Below are 24,565 nucleotides of genomic sequence, written 5' to 3' on the forward strand. Positions count from 1 at the left end.
GCCATGGACGCAAAGACCGTCAGCCCTCTCGTCGACTGCCTGCAATATGCCAACTGGAGCCCGGCCGTCTTCGCCCAGATGCGAGCCGGCGGTGTGCACGCAGTGCATGCCACTATCGCCTATCATGAGAATTTCCGCGAAACGGTGGCGAACATCATCGGCTGGAACCGCCATTTCGAGCGCCATTCCGATCTGATCTTCCCCGGCCGCGCCGGCAACGATATCGAGCGCGCCATGCGGGAAGGGCGCACGGCCATCTTCTTTGGCTTGCAGAACCCGTCGCCGATCGAAGACGATATCGGCCTGATCGAGATCTGCCACACGCTCGGCGTGCGTTTCATGCAGCTGAGCTACAACAACCAGTCATTGCTTGCCACCGGCTGCTATGAAGGGGATGATCCCGGCATCACCCGCTTTGGCCGCCAGGCCATCGCCGAGATGAACCGTGTCGGAATGGTCATCGACATGAGCCATTCCGCCGAACGCTCCACCCTGGAGGCGATAGAACTCTCGGCGCGGCCGATCGCCATCACCCATGCCAATCCGCACTGGTGGTATCCTGTCCTCCGCAACAAATCAGACGCTGTGTTGAAGGCGCTGACACAGTCGGGCGGGATGCTCGGTCTGTCGCTTTATCCTCACCATATGAAGGATGGATCGAACTGTACGCTGGAGAGTTTCTGCGCCATGGTCGCGGACACCGCCTCGCGCTATGGCGTCGAACATGTCGGTATCGGCAGTGACCTCTGCCAGGATCAGCCGGATTCGGTGGTGACGTGGATGCGCAATGGCCGCTGGTCAAAGACGCTGGACTACGGCGAAGGCTCGGCGTCGGCCGCAGGCTTTCCCCGGCAGCCGGCTTGGTTCGCCAGCAACGCGGACCTCGGCAACCTGCGCGGCGGCCTGCAGAAGGCCGGCTTTTCCGAACAGGAGGTGGGCGACATTTTGGGTGGCAACTGGCTACGCTTCTACAATGCGTCTTTCGGGCCGATGTCATGACCAAGATGGTACTGGACCTCGAGGCAAGACCGGCGCTGACGCTTCGCTCGCCTGATGTCGTCATGCGTCTGCGAAGGATGGGCGCGTCCTTTCCGACGCGGCTCAGTTTCCTACGCAGCTTGATCCGCAGTCTTGCTGAAGATGGTTCGTCGGTGAGCCGTCCGGTCTGGAGCATGGACGACCGAGGTTTCGGCGACGCGGTCTATACGCTCAAGCTTGGCGGGCATGACTACAGCCTCGTCGCCTTCTCCAGCCCGCTGCCTGACGAGCTACGCTCCGACCGGGTGATCGCCGAGGCGTGGGACACGAGTTATGTGCTCTATGACGGCGTTCCCGATGTCGCCGAGATCGACCGGCTGCGGGCGAACGCGCCACGGCAAGAGGCAGGCCGGTTCGGGCCGCGCGATTTGGTGCTGAGCCGAGCCAATAAGTCAGTCCGCTTCTTCGAGCATGTCGCCGATCGTCTGGCGGGCGGGCGGCAGCCGGATAGGGACCGCCTCAGCGAGGTCGGCTACCTCCTGCGCACCACCGCCGTGTATGGCAACGGCAAGTTCGGCATTGCCGATCGCTTCGTGTTGGCGGAACGCCAGTGGTTGGACGGGCCCTTTCAGGCGGAAATGCTGACGGTCTGGCTAATCCGCGAATTCTCCCACGATCTCGTCGAGCATGTCGCCAGGTGCCGAGCACCGGAAACCTTCGTGCCGCTTGCACCCGAATTGCGTCGCCACATTGGGGTCGGCAATTCCACCGGTCTCGGCATGGCACCGTTCCTGGCAAATCATCCGTTGCTGTTGAACAACTGGGTTCTCGCCCGCGAGACCGCGTTGGCGCGGGTGCGGTCCAAACCGTACCTTGATGATGCGACGCTGCACCGGCTCGCCGAGCTCTGGCGACAGGCGGGCACGCATCTCGATCAGTGGACGGTCGAAGACGACGCCTTGATGGCGCGCATCCTGGGCTTGCGTGGGGAATGGGCTGAAGCCCAAGCCTGGATCGACCCTGCAAGGCTGCGGGCCGTCTCGTGTCCTGTCGGGTCGCTGCTTGATCGTTCGCGGTTCATGTCCGTGGACTTTCAAGAGCTTCTTGCAGCACTTGTCATCGAAATGGCAGGAGCTGAAAACGACGACCTTGTGGACAGCATGGCTTCGGTGCGGGAGGCGACGCTCCAACCGGGCATGAGGCTTTCAGCACTTTGCGGGCTCCTGCGTGACCACTATGGCTGGGCGTTGGCCATCGCGTTCGACAAGCCGGCCGAGACTGCGCAGTTCTGGTATGTTTCGGAGGAGAAGCTGGAGCCTCGGCTTGGCCGTCGCGCTTCCGAGCCTGGCGCTGATCTCGAACTTCCCCTCGACATCGCACGACAGATACAGCGCCTTGACGCCGACCTTGCCGACGAGCCGGGAACGCGGACAGTCGCTGCGTTCCTCGCGGACTTCCCACAGCATCGTCATGCGGTTCGCCGCATACAGGCGGCGGCCAACGCGCCCTATTCTGAGATCCGCGACAACCTGCTTTCGGAACGTTGCCGGCCGATCAACATGCTGCGCTGCAAGCTTGCATTCTTCGGTGCATCGAAGTTCGACCCGCGCTCGGATCGCTGGACGCGCATCACGCTTTTTCAGGGCGCACCGACGGCGGGCGAAATCGCTGTTGGCGAAACCGACGATTGCTGGCTTCCGGTGCTGCGATGACGACGATACTGCTTTCTTACAACGAAGTGCAGACGCTCACCCGCAAGGCCGCCAGCGGAGCGGGATTGCCTCATGGCGTCGCGGAAGACATAGGCCAGGCTGCCGTCTGGTTGTCGGCGCGTGGCGTCGATGCCATCCGGGTCGTTGTCGCAGCCCTTACTGACGACCGGCAGAAGATTCTCGCCGGCCAGGCGGCCATCGATGCGCTGTGCTGCGGCGAGACTGAAGAGATCGTCCTCGAGGATCGGGATTGCGGCCTGCTACTGATCGGTCTGGCGGGTGCGGCGTCGATGAACGCGGGGTTGACCCTCGCTGTGCGGCTTGGAGGTGGCGATTTGGTGCCGCTGGTGCGGGTAAGCGATGTCGCCGAGTGGGTGCCATCAGCCGCGACCCTGCGCCTGATGTCCTGTGACGTCGATGACACGCCCGCCCGCTTCGGGGCACCGCGACCGGCGGCGACCGACGTTGGGGGCTATGCCGAAGCGCTCGGCTTGGCGGCGAAGACATATGTGGCGGCCACAGAGCTGTCGCGTGCCCAGGGCGCCGGCGCCGGCACCACCGACAACGACTGAGGATACCCCATGACCGAACGGATGATGCCGCTCGCTGCGATCGAGCAACTGTGCCTGCGTGCCCTCACGTCTGCGGGCGCTAGCCAAGACAATGCCGCCGCTGTCGCCCGCTCGACGATGCTGGCAGAGCGCGACGGCATTCGCAGCCACGGGCTGCTCTATGTACCGATCTATGCGGAGCATGTCCGCTGCGGCAAGGTCGACGGCAAGGCGTTGCCCGTCGTGTCGCAGCCGCGTCCTGGCGCGGTAGTGGTCGATGCGGCGACCGGCTTCGCCCATCCGGCGATCAATGCCGGATGGGATCGTTTTATCGCCGCTGCGCGGCAGAACGGCGTTGCCGCGATGACGGTGTTCAACTCGTATAATTGCGGCGTGCTCGGCCATCACGCAGAGCGCATCGCCGAAGACGGTCTGCTCGGCCTCTGCACCACCCATGCGCCTGCTTCCATAGCCCCACCCGGCGGACGCGTGCCAGTCATCGGCACCAATCCATTCGCACTTGGTGTTCCCGATGAAGCGGGCGGTATCGCATTTGTGCTCGATCAGTCCGCAAGTGTGGTAGCCAAATCGGAAATCCTGCTGCGCTCGCGCAAGGGCCGACCGATCGAGCCCGGCTGGGCCATAGACGAGCATGGCGCTGCGACGCTCGATCCGGCTGCGGCACTCAAGGGCTCTATGCTGCCGGCCGGCGGCCATAAGGGTTTCGGCGTCGGGCTTTTGGTGGAAATTCTCGCCGCCTGTCTTTCGGGTTCGGTGCTCAGCAAGGATGCGAGCCCATTCTCCGACGCGATGGGCGGGCCGCCGAGAACAGGCCACTGTTTCATCGCCTTCGACACGTTAGCCTTCTCGACGACCTTTTCTCACCATGTAGCAAGTCTCCTCGGCGCCATCGCGGCGCAAGCCGATGCTCGCCTTCCCGGCCAGGGCCGGAAAGCTGCGAGGAAGCGCACGGAGCGCGAGGGCGTGATGGTCGATTCCGACCTCGCGGAGCGGATCGAAGCACTCTGCCGCTAAAGTTTTTCTGAAATCTGCATCAGTTATTTCGGTTTGATAAAAGTGACCGCTTTCTACATCGTACCCCTCGAGGCCATCACAACGACAACAAAGGGAACTGCGATGAAGCTCAAGACATCCATTCTTGCGGGAGTTTGCCTTGCCTGCATGGCGCTCGGCTCCAATGCCGCCGAGGCTACGGAATGCGGGACGAAGGATCCGATCACGATCGCCGAAATGACCTGGCTGTCCGCCGGAACGCTCGCCTATGTCACCAAGGCAATCCTTGCCGAAGGCTACGGCTGCAACGTCCAGATCGTGCCGGGCGACACGGTTCCGACAGCATCGTCGATGCTTGCCAAGGGAGAGCCTGACATCGCACCCGAGCTCTGGGTCTCTACTGTAAAGTCGACCTGGGATCAGATGCTGGCGAAGGGCACCGTCTACAAGGCGGGTGACATCTTTGCCAGCGGTGGCCAAGAGGGCTGGTGGATCCCGGACTACATCGCCGAGGCGCATCCGGAGATCCGATCCGTCAGCGATCTCAAGGACAACTGGCAGGTGTTTGAGGATCCCTCGAATCCAGGCAAGGGCCGTTTCTATGCTTGCCCGCCTGGCTGGGGTTGCGAGATCATTACCAACAATCTGGTCAAGGCGCTCGACCTGGAGGCGACTTACGAGGTCTATCCAACCGGTTCGGGCGCAAACCTCAAGGCGATGATCGCCAGGCAGGTGTCGCGCAAGAAGCCCTTCATTGGCTGGTACTGGGGACCGACCGAGGTGATCGGCAAATACAAGCTCAAGGTTCTCGGCATGCCGGCCTATAACCCGGCCAAGTTCACTTGCCTGACCGATGCCAAATGCGAAAAGCCGGAACTGACCGGCTGGGCCGTTGGCGAAGTTGCTGTCGCCGTGACTACCAGCCTCAAAGACAGGGCGCCGGCCGTTGCCGAATTCCTGTCGAAGATGCAGGTGCCGAACGTCGAGATCAGTGACGTGCTGGCTTGGGGCGACGACAACAAGGCGTCCCCCGAAGAGGTCGCTACGTACTTCTTCAAAAATTACGAGGCGATCTGGACCACGTGGGTTCCGGCCGATGTCGCCGAAAAGGTGAAGGCTGCACTCTGATCGCAGCCTGGCGGCCGCGTATCTTCCCCCAGTCGCGGCCGCCCTTCACATACGATGCCCGACTGGCTGCCTGGGGCTGTACTCGGAACGTCGAGAACCGGCCGCCTCCGCGAGAGCGGCCGGCAGCGGGTCACCAACCTTTGAAAGGGTCACCCCGTGGCAGACAATTTTCCGGAACTCTTCGACACTCGCGGGCTTCGTTTTGCGATCGATGATGGTTTCAGCTGGGTTGTCACAAACTATGGCGACACGCTCGAGCGGATGCTGGGGCCGCTGCTCAAGCTTCTGGGCGCTATGGAAGCCTTCCTGCAATGGTTGCCTTGGTATGTCACGATCGCCGGCGTCGCACTGTTGACGTACTCGGCCTCGCGAAACCTGAGGATGACCTGCAGCGCGGTCATCATGCTGTTCTTCATCGGTGCCGTAGGCTTGTGGAACGATGCCATGGCGACTGTCGCGCTGATGCTCGCTGCAACTGCGGTCGCCGTCGTGCTTGGGATCCCACTTGGTATCGTGATGGCACGTTCCGACTGGTTGCGCTCGGTGGCGCTGCCGCTTCTGAACATCATGCAGACGTTGCCGATCTTCGTCTATCTCATTCCTTTCGTTATGCTGTTCGGACCTGGTAAGATCCCAGCTATCCTCGCCACCGTGTTCTTTGCCATCCCGCCGGTCATCCGGCTGACCGATCTCGGCATCCGTCAGGTGGATGGCGAGGTAGTCGAGGCAATAGTCGCTTTTGGCGCGACACCGGGGCAAAAACTCATGAAGGTCCAGATCCCACTGGCCCTACCGACGATCATGGCCGGCATCAACCAGACGACAATGATGGCGCTGTCGATGGTGGTCATAGCCTCGATGATCGGTGCGGGCGGGCTTGGATACCAAGTGCTGCAGGGGATTCAGCGGCTGGAAGTCAGCCGAGGCCTGGTTGCGGGCATCGCCATCGTCTTTCTGGCAGTGATCTTCGACCGCATTGCACAGTCCTACGGACGTCGTGCTCAGAAGCACCTCGACAATGGGGAGTAGGGCAGTGACTGCTTCGGACGTGAAAATCCAGGTCGACAAGGTCTACAAGATCTTTGGCAACCGAGCGGATGATGCGATGGCCGCACTCCAGGCCGGCGCGGCAAAGGCGGAAGTTTTGCACAAGACCGGCTGCATCGTCGGCCTCAAGCGTATCGATTTTTCGATCCGCCGCGGCGAGACCTTCGTTATCATGGGGCTTTCGGGCTCGGGAAAATCGACGCTGATCCGCCATTTCAACCGGCTGATCGAACCCACCTCGGGCCGCATCCTCGTCGACGGGTGCAACATCATGGACATGAATGCCAAGGAACTGCTGGCATTTCGTCGCACCGGCATTTCCATGGTGTTCCAGCGTTTCGGTCTGTTGCCGCATCAAACGGTTCTGGAGAACACGATCTGCGGGCCGATCCTCCAGGGCGTGGATCAGCGCGAAGCGCGGGCGCGTGGCATGGAGCAGCTTGAGCTCGTCGGGTTGAAGGGCTTCGAGAACCGCTTTCCCAGGCAGCTCTCAGGCGGCATGCAGCAGCGCGTCGGCCTGGCTCGGGCGCTCACGACGCAGGCAGACGTGCTGCTGATGGACGAGGCCTTCAGCGCGCTGGATCCGCTGATCAAAAGCGACATGCAGGAACAGTTGAAGGACATTCAGGCCCGGCTGAAGAAGACCATCATCTTCATTACCCACGACCTCGACGAGGCGCTACATCTCGGCGACCGCATCGCCATCCTCAAGGACGGCGAACTGCGCCAGGTTGGCACTGGAGAGGAAATCCTGTTCCGCCCGGCGGACGATTATGTCGAGCGCTTCGTCCGCAAGGTCGATCTGTCGCGCGCCCTGTACACGCACGATGCCTTTGCCAAGGTTCCCGTGCTGACGCAGGCACAAGCCACAGGAGACCGGACAACCGCACTGTTGCGCCAGCATCCTGCTGTGATCGTTGTGCATGGCGCCAAGTTGCGCGTGCTTACCTCGGCCGAGCCAGATCGGGCGAACTGTGCCGCATCCATCGATGCCACAGCCACCCTTGGCCAGAGCTTTCCACTCTTGGCAGACCAGGAGGCTATCGTCGTCATGGACAGCGGTGCACCCGTTGGAATCCTCACGCGCGAAATGGCGTTCAAGGCACTGTCGCGATCGCACGGGGCAGCTAACAAACTATCGCCAGCCAGCCTGCTTCCATCACCAGTCGCCTAGTCACGGCGCCACGTCATGCGCGCTTTGGGCAGGCAAGCGGAAATGTCGGATGGAGCCGAACTGGTCGCGGGGTCAATGAACGGACTTCAGCAGAAAGTCGCGGAAGCACCGTGCGGCAGGCGAAAGGGAACGCGTCCGCTTCTGGATCAGGCTAACCTCGCGCTTGATGTGCGGCTCGGTCGGTGTGCGGACGACGAGACCCATGGAGGTCGCAAGACGCGTGACGGCCGAGGTCATGATCGCGACGCCTAAGCCGCCTTCAACCATGCCGATGATCGTCAGCGGCAGAGCCACTTCTTGCATCGATTTGTCCAGCGGCAAAACGATGCCGTTGCGCGCAAGTTCGTTTTCCAGCCGGTCGCGGATCGGGTTGCCACGCTGCGGACCGATCAATTTGCAGTCGGCAAGGTCGGTCCAGCGCAACTCGGGACGTTTCACCAGCGGGTCGTCGGCATGGAGCACCACCAAGAACTCGTCGGTGGAAAGACGCGTGCCGACGAGTTCCGAATCGTCTTCCGGCACCGTGCCGAGTCCGAGATCGACCAAACCGCTGGCGACCTGTTCCAGTACGGTCTTCTCCGCGACATCGTGCAGTTCGACCGTGATCTCGCTGTAGAGCTTGGTGAAGGCGTTGACGAGCTGCGGCAGCATCAGGGCGGCCTGAACCGTGCCGGCGGCCATCGTGACCTTACCGCGCCGCAGCGCATTCAGTTCTCGCGAACTCTCCACCATGCCCTCGATATCGGCAACGGCGCGGGCTGCGATCGGCAGGATGTCAATGCCCGCCTGGGTGAGGCGCAGCAGGCGGGTGTGCCGATCGAAGAGACGAAGATTAAGATTTTGCTCCAGCTGCCGCACCAGGGTGCTGACGGCCGATTGCGACGATCCGAGCTTGTCGGCGGCCAGCGTGAACTGCCCGAGATTGGCCACGGTGACGAAGGCGCGAAGCTGTTTCAGCGTGACGTCCATGCCGGTCCATTCATTCAGTTACTAGATGAATAAATATGATTGTGCCGATTGTTTGCTGATTTGGCCAGCCGCATGATCCCCCTTGTACGGCGTGCGGTGACAAAACATGAGGCCAAGATGCCCCCCACCGCGCCGGAACACTATTCGCTGGGAGGATAGCGAATGTCCAATCTTGATACGACGGATCCCGTCGAGAAGAAGTACCTGTTTCCGAGCCTTTTCGCTCTCGGCCTGCAACACGTTCTCGTCATGTATGCCGGCGCTGTCGCGGTGCCGCTCATCGTCGGCAGCGCGCTGCATTTGCCCAAGGATCAGATCGCCATGCTGGTCAGCGCGGATCTGTTTTGTTGCGGCATCGTCACCATCATCCAAGCTCTTGGTTTCGGCCGCCACGTCGGCATCCGGCTGCCAATCATGATGGGCATTTCGTTTACTGCCGTTCCCTCGATCATCGCAACGGGCAGCAATCCGGACCTCGGCATGCCCGGCGTCATTGGCGCGGTCATCGCCTCCGGTGTCTTCACCGTCATCGCCGCGCCCTTTTTCGGGCGTTGGGTGCGGTTCTTCCCACCTGTGGTCACCGGCACGGTCATGCTGGTCATCGGCCTTTCGCTGATGCGCGTCGGCGTCAACTGGGCCGCTGGCGGCCAACCGATGATCCGGGGGCCGGAAGGCATGATCCCGAACCCGGCCTATGGCGCCCCCTTCGCGCTTTCCGTCGCAGCCATCGTGCTGCTGTCGATCCTGCTGCTCACGCGGGTTCTAAAAGGCTTCTTGTCCAACCTAGCGGTGCTGATGGGCATCGGCATTGGCTTTGCCATCGCGATCGCATCCGGCAAGGTTGATTTCCATGGCGTAGCCGACGCCGGCTGGGTGCGCATCGTCCACCCGCTCGCCTTCGGCTGGCCGGTCTTCGAGTTCTGGTCGATCCTGTCTCTCTGTGCGGTCATGACCGTCATGATGATCGAATCGACCGGGCAATTCCTGGCGGTCGGCGACATGGCCGGGCGCAAGATCACCCAGGCCGAGCTTACCCGCGGCCTCAGAACAGACGGCGTGGGCAACATCATCGGTGGCCTGCTCAACACCTTCACCTACACCACCTATGCGCAGAATGTCGGTCTACTGCAGATCACCGGCGTCTTGAGCCGATATGTGGTCGCTGCGGGCGGCGTCATCCTGATCCTGCTCGGTTCGCTGCCGAAGGTCGCCTTCGTCAGCGCCTCGATCCCGAGCTACGTCGTCGGCGGTGCCGCCATTGTCATGTTCGGTATGGTCTCGGCGACGGGTGTGAAGATCCTGGCTAAGGTGGATTTCGTCGCCAATCGCCGCAACCTCTACATCGTCGCGGTCAGCGTCGGGCTCGCCATGGTGCCGGTCGTGGCCGACAACATCTTCGCCCAGCTTCCGGCCGCGGTCGGCAAGTTCCTGCACAGCGGCGTGCTTGTCGGCACGTTTGCGGCAGCACTGCTCAACATCCTCTTCAACGGCGTGCCCGCGAAAGAGCGTGAGGACAGCGAGCTGCAGAACGGTGCGCCGGCGGCCGACCTCGCCTGAACAGCAACAAACATGAGTCCGGCGGCCGTCGCGCCGCCGGAGCACGAGCCCTGAGCCCAAGAGGCTAAACGGCCAGAAATCCTAGAGGAATGACATGAGGCGCTTTGAATACCATCGGGCGGACACGCTGGAGCAGGCCTCCCGTCTTCTCACCGATCTCGGTGACGACACCTTTTTGTTCAACGGCGGGACGGACCTTTTGGTCGAGATCCGCGAACGACTGCGCCGGGTGCGCCATGTCGTCGACATCAAGCAGATCCCGGGTCTTTCCGACATCACCTATGACGAAACACGCGGCCTGACCTTTGGTGCGCTGGTGACCGTTGGGCGACTGGAAAACCTGGCGCTGGTGCGCCAGCGCTACCCGAACCTGCGCGCAGCCTTTGCTTCGCTCGGCTCCATCCAGGTGCGCAACCGTGCGACCGTGGTGGGCAATGTCTGCCGAGCCTCGCCGTCGGCCGATACGATCCCACCACTGATTGCCGATGGCGCCTTCATCCATATCTACAGCCGCACCAACATGCGGGTGGTCCCGCTTGCCGAATTCTTCACCGGCCCCGGCAAGACGGTGCTGGCCAAGGGCGAGATCGTCACCGGCATCACCGTGCCGCCGGCCGGCGACAACGCCGGCAAGGCCTATCTCAAGCACGGCCGCCGCAAGGCGATGGAACTCTCCACCGTCGGCGTCGCTGTCAGCCTCACTATGGAAGACGGTCTCTGCAATGACATCCGCATCGCGCTCGGCGCGGTTGGTGCCACCGTGCTGCGCGCGCCCGAAGCCGAAGCCATGCTCCGCGGCACTGCGCTCGACGCGGTAACTGTCAAGAACGCCGCCGACAAGGCGATGGAAGAGTGCACGCCGATCAGCAACGTGCGCGCCAGCGCCGACTACCGCCGCGACATGGTCGGTGTGCTGACCGGGCGCGCCATCAAACAGGCACTGGAGGCTTTCGCATGAAACGGATCGTCGAACTCATCATCAATGGCGAGCCGCGCGACATGACGGTGGATAGCTGCCGTTCGCTGCTCGATGCGCTGCGCGACGATGTCGGCCTCACCGGCACCAAGAAGGGCTGCGACGTCGGCGACTGCGGTGCGTGTACCGTCATCGTCGATGGCGAGCCGGTCAATGCCTGTCTGATGCTTGCAGTGGAGGCCGAAGGCCGCACGGTCGAGACGATCGAGGGGCTTCAGCCGGGCGTCGATGTGCTGCATCCGCTGCAGGATGCCTTCATGCGCTACGGCGCTTCGCAATGCGGCTTCTGCACGCCGGGCATCCTGATGATGGCCAAGAAGCTGCTCGACGACAATCCGCGCCCGACGGACGAGGACATCCGCTTCGGCCTCAGCGGCAACATCTGCCGCTGCACCGGCTACACCAAGATTTTCGACGCGATCAAAGCCGCCGCGATCGAGATGGAGGCTGCAAGATCATGAACATGACGACCCCTATCGAAAAGCGCGAATTCAAGATCGTCGGCAAGAGCGTCCGCCGCGACGACGTGCTCGAAAAGGTGACGGGCGAGGCCGAATACACTGGCGACGTCAAACTGTCGGGCATGCTGCACGGCAAGATCAAGCGCGCGGCAATCGCCCATGCGCGGATCAAGAGCATCGATGTCAGCAAGGCGCTCGCCTATCCCGGCGTTAAGGCGGTGCTAACCCACGAGAACGTACCGCGCGTGCTGCACTACGGCTCGCCGCATCCGCGCTCGGCTTCCTGCACCAAGGACCAGTTCATCCTCGATGACAGGGTACGGTTCTGGGGCGAAGGCGTAGCTGCAGTCGCCGCCATCAGCGAAGAAATCGCCGACGAGGCGCTCGACCTGATCGAGGTCGAATACGAGCCCTTGCCGGCCGTTTTCGAGCCGGAGGATGCAGCCCAGCCGGGTGCGCCGCTGATTCACGAGGTCGGGCCGGGCGGCAACCTGGTACTTGATCCGGTGCGTATCAATCGCGGCGATGTTGAAGCGGGCTTTGCCCAGGCGGATTTCGTGCTCGAGGGCACCTTCTCAGGCGGGCGCCCGCATCCGGCCTATATGGAGCCGAATGTCTGCATCGCGGACTGGGACGGCTCCAACAAACTGACCTTCTGGACCTCCACCCAGACCTCTTTCATGGTGCGCGGCATCCTGGCCGAAGTACTCGGCCTGCCGCTCACCAAGGTGCGCGTGCTCGTCGACCACATGGGTGGCGGCTTTGGGGCGAAGCAGGATCTGTTCCAGCATGAATTCCTCTGTGCACTGCTGGCGAAGGAAACGCGCCGGCCGGTGAAGATGGAATTCACTCGCCACGAGACCTTCGTCGCCGGCCGCTCGCGCCATCCCTGCAAGATATGGCTGAAGCAGGGCTTCAAGAACGACGGCACGCTCGTCGCCCGCGACATGAAGCTCGTCTATGACTCGGGCGCCTACGGCTCGCACGGCCCGGGCGTAACGATCGTTGGCACCACCGCCGCCACCTCGCTCTATCGCTGCGAAAACGTGCGCCTAGAGGGGCGCTGCGTTTACACCAACACGCCGATCAACGGCGCTTTCCGCGGCTACGGCGTGGTGCAGAGCTACTATGCGCTCGACATCCAGATGGACGAGGCGGCAGAGCGGCTCGGCATGGACCCAGCGGAGCTGAAGCTGAAGAACGTGGTGCGCGCCGGCGACATCGCCCCGTCGGGCCATCCGATCCTCGGCCACGGGCTGGAAATCTGCCTCCAGCACGGCATCGACGTGCTCGATTGGAAAAAGCTGCGCAACCGCGACCGTACGCCGGATCCCAGGCACCCGCACATGCGAACCGGCTGGGGCATCGGCTGCGAAATGCACGGTTCTTCCGCCTATCCCGGCATCAAGGAACAGGGCAACGCCACGGTGAAGGTCAACGAGGACGGCACGGTGACGCTGCTCACCGGTGCCGCTGGCCTCGGCACCGGCGCGCATACCGCGCTAGCGCAGATCGTTGGCGAAGAACTCGGCGTGCGCTTCGAAGATGTCGGCACGATCCATGGCGATACCGACGTTGTGCCGTGGGACATCGGCGCCTTTGCCAGCCACACGACCTATCTCGTCGGCACGGCCGCCAAGATGGCCGCCGGCAAGGTGCGCGCGGCCGTTCTCGATCGCGCTGCGATGAAACTGCAGGTTTCTGCGGCCGAGATCGACCTTTCCGAAGGCAAGGTCTTTGTCATCGGTGATCCTGGTCGTTGCATGACGGTCGCCGAGGCGATGGGTCCGTCGCGCGGCATTCCCGCAGCCAACATCGTTGCGAACGGCACCTACGAGCCGACCAAGTCCTATTCTTTTGCCGCGCATTTCGCTGAGGTACATGTCGATACGGAAACCGGCATCGTCGAGGTGAAGCGCGTCATACCGGTGCACGATGTCGGCCGTGTTATCCACCCGATCGCCGCACAGGGCCAGATCGAGGGCGGTATACAGCAGGGCATCGGCCACACGCTGACCGAAGACTACATCATCGATAAGAAAACCGGTCGGTCGCTCAACGCCGGCCTCGTCGATTACAAGATGCCGCTGTCCATGGACATGCCTGATATCGAGACGATCATCCTCGAGGCAGCACCGGATCCGGGCGGCCCATGGGGTGCCAAGGGCGTCGGCGAAGATCCGATCATCGCCATCGGACCGGCCATCGCCAACGCCATCCACGATGCCATCGGCGTCCGCTTCCACCATTATCCGATCACTCCGGAAGACATCCTGAAAGCCTTGAGGGAGAAGGGCGCATGAACATGCATATCGAACCCGCGAGCCAGAAGCTCCCCATCACGATCCTCACTGGGTTCCTCGGATCGGGAAAGACGACGCTGCTCAACTACATCCTCACCGAACGCCACGGCCACCGCATCGCGGTGATCGAGAACGAGTTTGGCGAAGTCGACGTCGACAGCGACCTGGTGCTCGCCTCCGATGAGGAGATCTTTCAGATGCAGAACGGCTGCATCTGCTGCTTCGTCGATGTGCGCAACGACCTCATCGACGTGATGAAGAAGCTCTTGAGCCACAAGGACAAGTTCGACCACATCATCGTCGAAACTTCGGGCTTGGCGGACCCGACCCCCGTCGCCACTGCCTTCTTCGTAGACCGCAGTGTCGCCGACGAGGTCGAGCTGGATGCCATCGTCACGCTCGTCGATGCCATGCATATCGACCAGCACCTCTACGATCCGGTGCTGGACGGCAGCGACAACCAGGCGGTCAACCAGATCGTCGCGGCCGACCGCATCATCGTCAACAAGATCGACCTTGCAGGTGAGGAGGCGCTCGGCTCGCTGGAGGCGTCGCTGCGCAAGCTCAACCAGACTGCACCCATCCTGCGTTCCAGCTACGGCGTCGTGGACCTTACGAACATCCTCGGCGTCAACGGCTTCCGGCCGTCCTACGTGCGCGAGCGGGCGGAAATACTCGACATCGACATGGACAACGACCACGACGCGCATGGCCATCACCACCACGAATGCCACGATTCGGCCTGCGACCATCCAGACCATGGCCACGAGCACCATCATGATCACGGCCACGCTCCCGCACTGCGACCGCACAGCCATGACGCGACGGTAAAGTCTCACTCCTTCGTCTACCCGCACTCGTTCGACGGCGAGAAGCTCGCCACCTTCCTGAAGGATTATCTCGACGAGCGCGGCGACGACATCTTCCGCACCAAAGGTATCGTTTCGGTGGCCAATGACGAGCGCTTCTTTGTGCTCCAGGCGGTGCACAAGCTGGTCGATTTCCGCCCGGACCACAGCTGGGGCGAGGACACGCGGAAGTCGAAGTTCGTCTTCATCGGCCGCAATCTCGACCGTGACGGCATAGACAGGAACTTGCGTGCATGCCTGGCGGCCTAGCGTCGTTTCTCCCGTCCTAAGCGCCTGCTCAAGAACTCTGTCCAAGACGTCCGCGCAATTTCCAGTGCGCGGACGGTCGCCTCTTGCTCTGCGAAAAATCATTTAAAAAGAATGAGTTAGAGCAGTTTGTCGATTGACAAAAAGGCGATCTCATGGTTTCTTCAAAGGCGAGTAGAAGCGCCGACAATTGCTCACCGTCTGTTGGACGATGAGGCCGCGATGTCGATGCTCTCTGTGAAAGGAACACCTGTTGGCTGCAGCCGCCCCGCGGCATCAGCACCAGCTTTCCTTCCCCGTCATTGGCATTTCCTGAGATCGCGCATCCCATGCCGGCTTTTGCCGGCATGGCGTTCATCGCGCGGCCCCGCATCGACCGGACCCTCTACGACAGGAGAACAGGAATGATAATCGACCTAAGCTGCTATCCCACCGATCTGGTGGACCTGGCTTGGCGCCACGACGGTCCGCCGTTCACCGGCGACAAGCTTTTGAAGATGATGGACGGCCCGTACTATGTGAACGGCAAGCCGCGCCGCATCGACAAGGCCTTCATCCAGCCGCCGCAGGGCAACACTATCTACACCCATGAAGTCATGGACCTAGAAGGCAAGGCCGCCATCCGCCAGTACATGGCGTACACGGAAAAGATGGTGACGGAGCATCCCGACCGCTTCCTCGGCTGCTTCGTCTACAACCCGCGCTACGGCACGCAGAACGGCGCCGAAGAAATCGAACGCTACGCAAAGGAGTTCGATTTCAAGATGGTGCAGCTGCAGGCGAACATGCACGCCTACCGCCCCGACCGCGCGCTCGACTGGCTGCGTCCGGCCATGAAGAAATGCGCCGAGCTCGGCCTGATGGTGAAGGTGCATACTGGCGACGGCCCGTACTCGATCCCGACGGAGTTCTACCCGATCATCCGCGAGTTCCCGGAAGTGAACTTCATCCTGGCGCATTTCGGTGTTCAGACCGGCGGCGTCTACGTGTTCGAGCCGATGCAGATGGCGCTGGACACACCCAGTGTCTACGTCGAATCCGGCTGGTGCCTGCAGTCGCGCATCGTCGAATTCGCCAAGGTCCTGCCCAAGCACAAGATCCTGTTCGGCTCAGATACGCCGCCGAACGAGCCGGGCATGTGGATCAACCTTCTGGAAGTCCTCTGCCACGAGCCGCCGCAGGGCCTCAACCTAGATGAGGATACGCTCGAGGATTACCTCGGCAACAACACCGCCCGCATGATCGGCCTCGAGCCGACCAAGGCTCCGGCGAGCGTCGAGGAAGCCGAAGCGTATCTGCGCCAGCACGGCGTCGCGCTCGCCGCATAAAATTGAACGGAGTGAATCATGATCATCGATACCCATCTTCACCCGACCAACCTCGTCGACGAGGCATGGCGTCATACGGGTACGCCCTTCACCGGCGAGCGCATGCTGAAGCTGATGGACGGCCCCTACATGATCAACGGCAAGCCGCGCCGGATCGACATGGGTTTCATCCAGCCGCCGCCGGGCAATACCGGCTACCGTGATGGCAACCGCAAGGGCCGCGACGGTATTCGCGACTACATGGCCTACTGCGCCGAGCTATGTCAGACGTATCCGGACCGCTTCATCGGCAACTTCAACTACAACCCGCGCTGGGGCCCTGAAAACGGCGCAGCAGAGCTGGAATTCCACGTCAAGGAATACGGCTTCAAGATGCTGAAGCTGCATGCCAACATGCACGGCTACCGCCCTGACCGCGCACTCGACTGGCTACGTCCGGCGATGAAGAAGTGCGCCGAACTCGGCGTTGTCGTCCTCATCCACACCGGCGACGGTCCGTACACCATCCCGACGATGTTTTACCCGATCATCCGCGAGTTCCCGATGGTCAACTTCATCATCGGCCATTTCGGCATCCAGACGGGCGGCAACTACTCGTTCGAATCCTTCTGGATGGCGATGGATACGCCGAACGTCTACTGCGAATCCGGCTGGTGCTTCCAGTCGCGCATCGTGGAGTTCGCCCAGCAGCTGCCGAAAAACAAGATCGTCTTCGGCACGGATAGCCCGCCGAACGATCCGGGCATGTGGCTGCGCGAGCTGGAAGTGCTCTGCAAGGACCCGCCGCACGGCATCAACCTCTCCGAGGAATATCTGGAAGGCTATCTCGGCAACAACATCGCCAAGCTCGTCGGCATCGACCCGTCGCCGCCGCCGCGCGACGTGAAGGATGCCCAGGCACGCCTAAAGGACTCCTATGCCGGCGTCGACCGCGCCACCGGAAGGCACCTGGAGTTCGCGTGATTTGACCACGGCGGCGCCCTCCGGGCGCCGCTATCTACCCGCTGCATCGAGGCCGAGACATGACCCAGCATCACAAGCAAGACGTCCGCCGTTTCCTCGCTGACTATCGGTCGGAACATCCCGAGGATGTCATCACCATCGACCGGCCGGTCTCGGACGACCAGGACGCAACCGCGCTGATCTGGAACCTTGCGGACAAGGGCCAGCATCCGATGCTGCATCTCAAGGATGTCAGCGGCATCGAAAGTGAGGTCGTCTGCAATATCTTTGCCTCGCGTGACCGCATCGCCCGTCTGCTGGGTTCGACCGCCGACAAGCTGCACGAGACCTACCAGGCTCGCTCTAATAGGCCGTTCGCGCCAGAGCTTTTGGAAAGCGGCCCGATCACGGAAGAGATCATCTCCGGCGATGACGTCGATCTCCACGCGTTGCCGATGCTGAAGCACTTCGACACCGACCGCGCCAAATACATCACCAGCGGCATCATCATCGGCGAGCACCCGGAAACCGGGGCCGGCAATCTCAGCTATCACCGCGCGATGATCCATTCGAGGAATTCGCTCGCGACCTCGCTGCATTCGCGCGGCCATCTCTGGCGCCTGATGAACATGGCGAAGGAGAAGGGCGAGCCGATGCCGGTCGCCATGGTGATCGGTGGCCACCCGCTGTTCATGATCGCCGCCTCCGCCCGCCTTGCCTTCGGCGAGGACGAGCGCGATGTCGCCGGCGGCCTGATGGGTGAGCCATTGCAGGTGGTGCGCACGCCAAAATACGGCATTCGCGTCCCCGCCCATGCCGAGATCGTGCTGGAGGGCGTGCTGGATCCCGAGGCCCATGTGGAGGAGGGGCCGTTCGGCGAGTTCACCGGCTATTCCTCCGACCGTTCGACCAACAACCTCTTCACCGTCGAAACCATCATGCGCCGGCGCGATCCGATCCTTGTCTCCGTCGCGGGCGGCAATTCGGCCGAACATCTCAATCTCGGCCGCGTGCCACGCGAGGCGGAGGTGGTGGAGAAACTGAAGGCGCGTTTCCCTTCGATCACCGCAGTGCATTACCCGTCCTCCGGCACCCACTTCCACGCCTATATCGCGATGAACCAGACGCGCGAGGGCGAGGCGCGGCAGGTCATGCTCGGCCTGCTTGGATGGGACCAGTACCTCAAGACTGTCGTGGTGGTGGACGCCGATGTCGACATCACCCGCGACAGCGAAGTGCTCTGGGCGCTTGCCACGCATTTCCAGCCGCACAAGGACGTCGTCATCATCGAGGGACTTCCGGGCAACGCACTCGACCCTTCGGCAAGTGGCATCGGCACGACCTCGCGGATGGGCCTCGACGCAACACGCGGCCCCAACTTCCACGGCGTCCGTGCCCGCATCAGCGACGAGGCTTCGGCTCGAGCTGCCGCACTCCTCAAATCAGTGGGATAGGTCATGACGACGCGGCCAAGACGCATGATCATCGGCATTTCGGGCGCTTCCGGCGTGGTCTACGGCAAGCGCATCCTCGAAGTGTTGCGCGACCTCGAGATCGAGACGCACCTGATCATGTCGCGCGCCGCCTGCATCACGCTCACTGCCGAGGCGGATTTCACCAAGCAGGACCTTGAGGCGCTGGCGACGGTCAACCATTCCAACAAGGATATAGGTGCCGTCTGCTCTTCCGGCTCCTACAAGACGCTCGGCATGATCGTCGCCCCCTGTTCGGTGAAGACCATGGCGGAAATCGCGACGGGTACGACCGACAATCTGCTTTCCCGCGCCGCCGATGTGGTGCTGAAGGAGCGCCGCCGTCTCGTCTTGATGCTGCGCGAAACCCCGCTCCATCTCGGCCACATCAGAAACATGGCGCAGGTCACCGAAATGGGTGGCATCATCTATCCGCCCGTTCCGGCCTTTTACGCCAAGCCGAAAAGCCTTGAAGAGATGGTCGACCACACTGTCGGCCGGGTGCTCGACCTTTTCGATCTCGATCCCGGCATGGTGCGCCGCTGGCAAGGAACGCAAGGAGGGGAATGAGATGGGCGCCCGCATTGCCAGTGAGCTGAAAACGCTCGCGCCAGAACCCTGCGCCGCCTTCCTATCGGACGATGCGATCGACATCCTGACCTTCGCCGCTGATGCGATCGAGCAGGGCCACACCGTCGCCCTCGTCACCCTCGTTGAAATCCGAGATGGCGCTGCCCGCGCCATCGGCGCGCAGATGGCTGTACGCGATGACGGGCTTTATTGCGGTTTCGTCTCCGGCGGTTGCACCGAAGCGGCCGTCGCCGCTGACGCCGTGATCGCCCTTCACAAGGGCATCGACCGCAAGCTTCGCCTCGGCGAAGGCTCGCCCTTCTTCGACATCGTGCTGCCATGTGGAGGCGGCATCACGCTGGCTATCCACGTCCTGCGAGACGCAACCGCGCTCCGCCATGTGCTTGCCGCGCTGCACCGCCGCGCGCCCGCGCGCCTCCGATACCACCCTGGCAGGCAGGCTCTTTTCTTCGAACCAGGCGAGGGCGTGAGTGGCTGGGAAAAGGAGGAGTTTGTGCGGGCCTACCGCCCAAGGCAGCGCATGCTTGTTGCCGGCACGCCTCTGGAGGCCGGCATGGTTGCGCGCGTGGCGGAAGTATCCGGCTTTGACGTCGTCGAGATCGAGCGGGGCCAAACTCCGTCGCCGGACCAGCTGGATGCTGACACGGCTGCTGTGCTGCTCTTCCATGATATCGACCGCGAATTGCCGCTGCTCGAGGCCGCGCTTGCCTCATCCGCCTTCTACATCGGTGCTCTGGGAAGCCGTCGTACCCATGTGAAACGTTGCGAGGCCTTGCGCAGACGCGGCCACGGCGAGAGCACGCTTGCCCGGATCAAGGCGCCAATCGGCATCTTCGACAAGGCGACTGACGCAACCTCGCTTGCCCTTTCCGTCGTTGCGGACCTTGCGCAGGCAAGACTGCTCAACATGAAGGGCAACACTAACCCGACGATCACCCAGCTTGCGCTCGAAGGCATCAGCATGTGCTTCGACCCCATGCACGCAAGCGAACGCATCAAAGGCGGGGTGGTCAACTAGAGATACGTCCGGGCTTTTCGCGGGCCTCAAGCCTCCCAGCTTGCCCTGCGTGTTCCCAAAGCCCGGCGTAGGCCGGCGGCGCATTCAAGGGGTTCCACAACGCTCCCTGGCGTCGCCGGCTCCTTGTCCTGCTCGGCCCGCATTGCCAGCCAATCGTGTGAAAGGCGAACCGATGAAGAGCGTTTCCATTCCAGGAGCAAACGGCAATATTCACGGTGCCCGTCCGCGAGGGATGGAAGCATCGTTGCCAAATCGCATCGAACTGACCTCTCGCGCACTCATCAGGAATGAGCGCGGCAGCATCCTGTTGGTCAGGTCCAAGGATTCTGCAGACCGGCTATGGCAGATGCCGGGGAGCCAAATACGGCGCGGAGAAAGCTGCGCCATGTCGATTGTTCGATGCCTTCACGAGGATCTGGGAATCCTCACATGGCCGGTCTCTGCGGTTTTCATCAGTGACCAGTTCGATACCGTTGCTGGCCACCACGTGCTTTCGATCACCTACGCGGTTTCAATACTCTCAGGAGAACCGCGCGTGACAGCCTCCGGCCAATGGGATGAGGCGCACTGGTTTCCGGCAAGTCGGCCGCCAGAAGGTTTAGCCGAAGAGACGGTCAACGCGCTCAACAGCCGCGAGTTCGTAACGTTCAGTGCATCCTGACAGGTCTAGGCTAGGCTCGACCAAAACCAAGACGGCGGTTGGATCGCGCAGTTAGGCGAGCGTGCCGGCACTTTCAGTTGGCATCGCCGCCACGAAGGCCGCTTTCAAATGTTCTGCTGCTGGCGACAGGCTGTGATGGCGGCGTTGCAGCAGTGAGACATTTCGCATGACGGTCGGGTCGACGAGATCCACGGTGGTTACGCGCACCGCTGAGGCCAGTTGGCTGGAATTCTCCGGCAAGACGGCCACGCCCATGCCAGCGGAGATCATGCTGATAGCAGTTGTCGAGAAGCGCACTTCGTACTTTGGCTGGAAATTGGGCACAACACGAATGAGATTGTGCTCGACGATACTCCGAAGCGGATTCGCGGCTGCGAGAGTAATCAGAGTCTCGCCCTTCAGCTCGGCCCAGCGCACGGATTTTTGCCTGGCGAAACGATGATCTTCCCGGCAGACCAGCATGAGTTTGTCGCGCATCAGAGGCGTGGCAGTGATTTCGGGGTCGTCTTCCGACAGTGTGCCGATGGCGATGTCGACCTCGTTGCGCTTGAGCGCCGGGCTGATTGCCTCTTCCGGCATGTCGCGGATGCTGACCAGGATTTCGGGATGCATGCTCACAAACGCAGCGATGATCGGCGGCACAATAGTGGCAGCGAGCACGATCGCGGCAGCGATCGTCACCTGGCCGCGCTTCAACGAGGCGTTGTCGCGCATGTCGCCAACCGCAAGTTCCAGGTCTTTCAGTATCTTGCGGGCCTGCGGCAGGAACTCCTGGCCCACGAGGGTGAGCGAAACCATGCGGGTGTGGCGGTCAAACAGGCGTACGCCGATCTCGGATTCGAGATCTCGAATGATTATGCTGACGGCCGACTGGGTAAGGTGGAGGCTGCTGGCGGCAAGATTGAACTGTCCGAGTTCGGCCACGGCTATGAAAGCCCTGAGTTGCCGCAGCGTTATGTTCATATCGAGCCACCCATCTTTCGGGACCAGCCGGCTACAGATGGTCCGTTATGCCAATCAATGGTTTGCGGCCATCGAACGACGTCGCAGCCCCTCCTGTCTAGCCGGCAAGTGGCGGTTGCACCACATTCGCTGTCTGGCCCGCCATCAGCAGGCCAAGTTCGTCCAGGCGATTGCGGTCAGGCGGCAGTTCGCCGAGGATTTCGCCATGGAACATCACCAGGATGCGGTCACAAATCGCGAAGAGTTCCTCGAGTTCGGTGGAAATGAGCAGGATGGCGCGGCCGTTGTCGCGCTGCTTCAGCATCTCCTCCATGACGAATTCCATGGCGCCGATATCGATGCCTCGGGTGAGCTGATTGACGAGGATGAAATCGGGATTGCGGGCAAGTTCCCGTGCCACGACCAGTTTCTGCTGGTTGCCGCCTGAAAGCTCGCTGATCTTCTGGTCTACATCACGGGATTTGATGCGGAAACGTCTGATCAGGTCGCGGGTATGCTCCCTGATGGGGCGGCGATTGAGCATGCCGCTGGTGGCGAACGGGCTTTCGTTGTAGCGCTGGAGGATGGTATTTTCGCCAAGCGAGAGCGGCAATACAATACCGTGCTTGTGCCTATCCTCAGGGATATGGGCAACACTCCTGGCATTTATCCGGGCGGGATCAAGCCCGGTGATGTCCTGGCCATTCAGCACGACGCGGCCTGAATCGACGGGCAGAAGGCCGCAAAGGGCAAGCGAGAGTTCGGTCTGTCCGTTGCCAGAAACGCCGGCAATACCGACGATCTCGCCACTGCGCACATCGAGGCTCACGCCGCGCAGCGCAGGCAGGCCAGTCTCGCTGCGGCAGGCAAGGTTTTCGATCGAAAGGACGATGCGACCGGGGGCCGCGGGGCCGCGCGGCAGCTCCATGCGCACATCGCGCCCCACCATCATGCGGGCAAGGCCACGGGCATCCGTGTCGGCAACGTTGACGGTTTTCACCAGGCGTCCGTCGCGCATGACGCTGATGCGGTTGCTGACGCGCATGACTTCGTCGAGCTTGTGCGAAATGAAGACCACTGTCTTTCCATCCTTGACGAGGTCACCCATCAAGGCGAGCAGCCGGTCTGTCTCTTGTGGCGTCAGCACGGCTGTCGGCTCGTCAAGGATTAACAGGTCGATGCCATGGAAGAGCGCTTTCAGGATTTCGACGCGCTGCTGCTCGCCAACGGAAAGGTCTTCAATGCGCGCCTCAGGCCTGACGTCGAGCGCGTATCGCTCACTGAGTTCGCGGATCCTTGCATGAACCTTGTCCATGTCGTTGATGACGCGGAGGGCGGATCCTTGGCCCAGGATGTAGTTTTCCGCGACGGTGAGGTTGGGCACGAGCATGAAATGCTGATGCACCATGCCGATGCGCTGTCGGATCGCCTCGCGTGGGCTGTTGAAGCGGACGGATTGGCCCTTGTAGACGATCTCGCCTTCGTCGGGCCTGACCATGCCGCAGATCATGCTCATCAGTACACTTTTTCCAGCGCCATTCTCGCCCAGCAGCGCGTGGATTTCGCCCTCATCGATTTCCAGTGAGACGCCGTCGCTGGCGACAACGGAGCCAAAACGTTTGCGGATGTTTTCGATACGCAGGAAGGGTTTTGGGGACACCTCGATCACCTCATGTCGTAGGGCTGGCCGAGCTTGCTCGGGGCTGCGCCCTTGCCGCGGACCACGACGAGCGTGATGATCGTCATGATGTAGGGAAGTGCCTGCAGGAGCTGGTAAGGCACGACGATCGACGCCTGTGCCTGGAGCATGAGCTGCAAGGCGTAAAACAGGCCGAACAGCAGCGACACGAAGAAGGCACCGATCGGCGACCACCGCGCGAACACGACCACCGCGAGCGCGATGAAGCCGCGGCCAGACGTGATGCCTTCGACGAACTGGTTGGAGTGGCCGAGCGTCAGGAAGGCGCCACCGAGCCCTGCAAGGCCAGTGCCGACCAACACGGCGCTGTAGCGATAGGCTGCGACGTTCCTGCCGGCGACGTCGGCTGCCCTGGGATGCTCGCCAACGGCGCGCAAGGTCAGGCCGAAGGACGTGCGGTAGAGCACGAGTGCGGCGAGGATGGTGACGAGGATGGTGCTGTAGACGATCAGGTTCTGGCGAAAGAAGGCCTCCCCTATGAAGGGGAGGTCGCTGAGCCAGGGGATGTTGATCGGCTGTGCGATCTCGATTCCCTTGCCGGTGGAGACGTAGTAAGTGCGAAACAGAAAGGCCGTCAGGCCCAAGCCGAGCAGGTTGAGCGCTGCGCCCACGACGATCTGATCCGCCTTGATGGTAATGGTGAAGAAGGCGAAGATCAGCCCAAACACCATACCCCCCGCGATACCCGCGATGAGCCCCAGCAAGACGCTATCGGTCGCAAAGGCGGTCGCAAAACCGCAAAAGGCGCCAACGAGCATTGTGCCTTCGAGGCCGATGTTGAGCACACCAGCCCGCTCGGAAAAGATCTCCCCGATAGAGGCAAAGATCAGTGGTGTGGCAAGCCTCCAGGCGGCGCCGGCCAGCGTCGCAAGGAAGGTAAGAAGCATCATGTCGTCCATGGGTGAGACCCTTCAGGGAAGTCGCCTA

Annotated in this window: 23 protein-coding genes; 18 read left to right on the forward strand and 5 right to left on the reverse strand. The window is 62.0% G+C overall.

What is annotated here, in order from left to right; all coding sequences use genetic code 11:
- The first annotated feature begins 3 nt into the window (after positions 1 to 3).
- The 7 genes from IHE39_RS17950 to IHE39_RS17980 all read left to right on the forward strand — a co-directional run bounded on the left by IHE39_RS17950 (position 4) and on the right by IHE39_RS17980 (position 7,604).
- Positions 4 to 999 (forward strand): membrane dipeptidase, encoded by a 996-nt coding sequence (locus tag IHE39_RS17950; protein WP_184771672.1) that lies wholly within the window; start codon positions 4 to 6, stop codon positions 997 to 999.
- Positions 1,000 to 1,151: 152 nt separating this feature from the next.
- Entirely contained in the window at positions 1,152 to 2,690 is a 1,539-nt protein-coding gene (locus IHE39_RS17955; RefSeq protein WP_210327607.1) for a hypothetical protein, read from the forward strand.
- Positions 2,687 to 3,262, forward strand: coding sequence for a DUF3726 domain-containing protein (locus IHE39_RS17960; RefSeq protein ID WP_184771671.1), 576 nt, complete (start codon positions 2,687 to 2,689; stop codon positions 3,260 to 3,262). The genes IHE39_RS17955 and IHE39_RS17960 overlap by 4 nt, the downstream gene beginning before the upstream one ends.
- 9 nt (positions 3,263 to 3,271) lie before the next feature.
- Complete coding sequence (locus IHE39_RS17965) at positions 3,272 to 4,276, forward strand: Ldh family oxidoreductase (protein WP_184771669.1); 1,005 nt, start codon at positions 3,272 to 3,274, stop codon at positions 4,274 to 4,276.
- Between the two features lie 102 nt (positions 4,277 to 4,378).
- Positions 4,379 to 5,383, forward strand: a complete 1,005-nt coding sequence (locus tag IHE39_RS17970) for a glycine betaine ABC transporter substrate-binding protein (RefSeq protein WP_184771667.1) — start codon at positions 4,379 to 4,381, stop codon at positions 5,381 to 5,383.
- 156 nt (positions 5,384 to 5,539) lie between these two features.
- Positions 5,540 to 6,412 carry an ABC transporter permease gene (locus IHE39_RS17975; RefSeq protein ID WP_184771665.1) on the forward strand — a complete coding sequence of 291 codons (873 nt, stop codon included), beginning with the start codon at positions 5,540 to 5,542 and terminating at the stop codon, positions 6,410 to 6,412.
- Positions 6,413 to 6,416: 4 nt separating this feature from the next.
- Positions 6,417 to 7,604, forward strand: coding sequence for a quaternary amine ABC transporter ATP-binding protein (locus tag IHE39_RS17980; protein ID WP_312880912.1), 1,188 nt, complete (start codon positions 6,417 to 6,419; stop codon positions 7,602 to 7,604).
- 72 nt (positions 7,605 to 7,676) lie between these two features.
- Here IHE39_RS17980 and IHE39_RS17985 read toward each other — a convergent pair whose 3' ends face one another.
- Positions 7,677 to 8,573 (reverse strand): LysR family transcriptional regulator, encoded by an 897-nt coding sequence (locus tag IHE39_RS17985; protein ID WP_184771661.1) that lies wholly within the window; start codon positions 8,571 to 8,573, stop codon positions 7,677 to 7,679.
- 162 nt (positions 8,574 to 8,735) lie between these two features.
- Between IHE39_RS17985 and IHE39_RS17990 the strand changes: the two genes are divergently transcribed.
- The 5 genes from IHE39_RS17990 to IHE39_RS18010 all read left to right on the forward strand — a co-directional run bounded on the left by IHE39_RS17990 (position 8,736) and on the right by IHE39_RS18010 (position 14,988).
- On the forward strand, positions 8,736 to 10,130 hold the full coding sequence (locus IHE39_RS17990; RefSeq protein WP_184771659.1) for a nucleobase:cation symporter-2 family protein: 1,395 nt from the start codon (positions 8,736 to 8,738) through the stop codon (positions 10,128 to 10,130).
- Between the two features lie 94 nt (positions 10,131 to 10,224).
- A complete protein-coding gene (locus IHE39_RS17995) occupies positions 10,225 to 11,088 on the forward strand; it encodes an FAD binding domain-containing protein (RefSeq protein WP_184771657.1) in 864 nt (287 codons plus the stop codon).
- On the forward strand, positions 11,085 to 11,567 hold the full coding sequence (locus IHE39_RS18000) for a (2Fe-2S)-binding protein (protein WP_184771655.1): 483 nt from the start codon (positions 11,085 to 11,087) through the stop codon (positions 11,565 to 11,567). Before IHE39_RS17995 ends, IHE39_RS18000 begins: the two co-directional genes overlap by 4 nt.
- Positions 11,564 to 13,870, forward strand: coding sequence for a xanthine dehydrogenase family protein molybdopterin-binding subunit (locus IHE39_RS18005; protein ID WP_184771653.1), 2,307 nt, complete (start codon positions 11,564 to 11,566; stop codon positions 13,868 to 13,870). The genes IHE39_RS18000 and IHE39_RS18005 overlap by 4 nt, the downstream gene beginning before the upstream one ends.
- On the forward strand, positions 13,867 to 14,988 hold the full coding sequence (locus tag IHE39_RS18010; protein WP_184771651.1) for a CobW family GTP-binding protein: 1,122 nt from the start codon (positions 13,867 to 13,869) through the stop codon (positions 14,986 to 14,988). The genes IHE39_RS18005 and IHE39_RS18010 overlap by 4 nt, the downstream gene beginning before the upstream one ends.
- A 28-nt stretch (positions 14,989 to 15,016) precedes the next feature.
- On the opposite strand, the gene IHE39_RS18015 is transcribed toward IHE39_RS18010, so the two are convergent.
- Positions 15,017 to 15,343: a hypothetical protein gene (locus IHE39_RS18015; RefSeq protein WP_184771649.1), complete on the reverse strand. Its 327-nt coding sequence runs from the start codon at positions 15,341 to 15,343 to the stop codon at positions 15,017 to 15,019.
- A gap of 46 nt (positions 15,344 to 15,389) precedes the next feature.
- Here IHE39_RS18015 and IHE39_RS18020 point away from each other — a divergent pair, with 46 nt between their 5' ends.
- From IHE39_RS18020 to IHE39_RS18045, 6 genes are all read left to right on the forward strand, one after another.
- A complete protein-coding gene (locus IHE39_RS18020; RefSeq protein WP_184771647.1) occupies positions 15,390 to 16,313 on the forward strand; it encodes an amidohydrolase family protein in 924 nt (307 codons plus the stop codon).
- An 18-nt stretch (positions 16,314 to 16,331) separates the two neighbouring features.
- On the forward strand, positions 16,332 to 17,276 hold the full coding sequence (locus IHE39_RS18025) for an amidohydrolase family protein (RefSeq protein ID WP_192567436.1): 945 nt from the start codon (positions 16,332 to 16,334) through the stop codon (positions 17,274 to 17,276).
- A 59-nt stretch (positions 17,277 to 17,335) separates the two neighbouring features.
- Positions 17,336 to 18,709, forward strand: coding sequence for a UbiD family decarboxylase (locus tag IHE39_RS18030; protein ID WP_192567437.1), 1,374 nt, complete (start codon positions 17,336 to 17,338; stop codon positions 18,707 to 18,709).
- A gap of 3 nt (positions 18,710 to 18,712) precedes the next feature.
- The gene (locus tag IHE39_RS18035; RefSeq protein ID WP_192567438.1) at positions 18,713 to 19,297 is read left to right on the forward strand and encodes a UbiX family flavin prenyltransferase; all 585 of its coding nucleotides are present in this window, start codon (positions 18,713 to 18,715) and stop codon (positions 19,295 to 19,297) included.
- A gap of 1 nt (position 19,298) precedes the next feature.
- Complete coding sequence (locus tag IHE39_RS18040) at positions 19,299 to 20,336, forward strand: XdhC family protein (protein ID WP_192567439.1); 1,038 nt, start codon at positions 19,299 to 19,301, stop codon at positions 20,334 to 20,336.
- A 172-nt stretch (positions 20,337 to 20,508) separates the two neighbouring features.
- Positions 20,509 to 20,997 carry an NUDIX domain-containing protein gene (locus IHE39_RS18045; protein ID WP_192567440.1) on the forward strand — a complete coding sequence of 163 codons (489 nt, stop codon included), beginning with the start codon at positions 20,509 to 20,511 and terminating at the stop codon, positions 20,995 to 20,997.
- Positions 20,998 to 21,048: 51 nt separating this feature from the next.
- Here IHE39_RS18045 and IHE39_RS18050 read toward each other — a convergent pair whose 3' ends face one another.
- The 3 genes from IHE39_RS18050 to IHE39_RS18060 all read right to left on the reverse strand — a co-directional run bounded on the left by IHE39_RS18050 (position 21,049) and on the right by IHE39_RS18060 (position 24,537).
- Complete coding sequence (locus IHE39_RS18050; RefSeq protein ID WP_192567441.1) at positions 21,049 to 21,960, reverse strand: LysR family transcriptional regulator; 912 nt, start codon at positions 21,958 to 21,960, stop codon at positions 21,049 to 21,051.
- A 97-nt stretch (positions 21,961 to 22,057) separates the two neighbouring features.
- A complete protein-coding gene (locus IHE39_RS18055) occupies positions 22,058 to 23,599 on the reverse strand; it encodes an ABC transporter ATP-binding protein (protein WP_184771634.1) in 1,542 nt (513 codons plus the stop codon).
- A 5-nt stretch (positions 23,600 to 23,604) separates the two neighbouring features.
- On the reverse strand, positions 23,605 to 24,537 hold the full coding sequence (locus tag IHE39_RS18060) for an ABC transporter permease (protein ID WP_184771632.1): 933 nt from the start codon (positions 24,535 to 24,537) through the stop codon (positions 23,605 to 23,607).
- Between the last annotated feature and the right edge of the window lie 28 nt (positions 24,538 to 24,565).

The organism is Aminobacter carboxidus, from assembly GCF_014863355.1.
In the GTDB taxonomy this organism is placed as follows: Bacteria; Pseudomonadota; Alphaproteobacteria; order Rhizobiales; family Rhizobiaceae; genus Aminobacter; species Aminobacter carboxidus.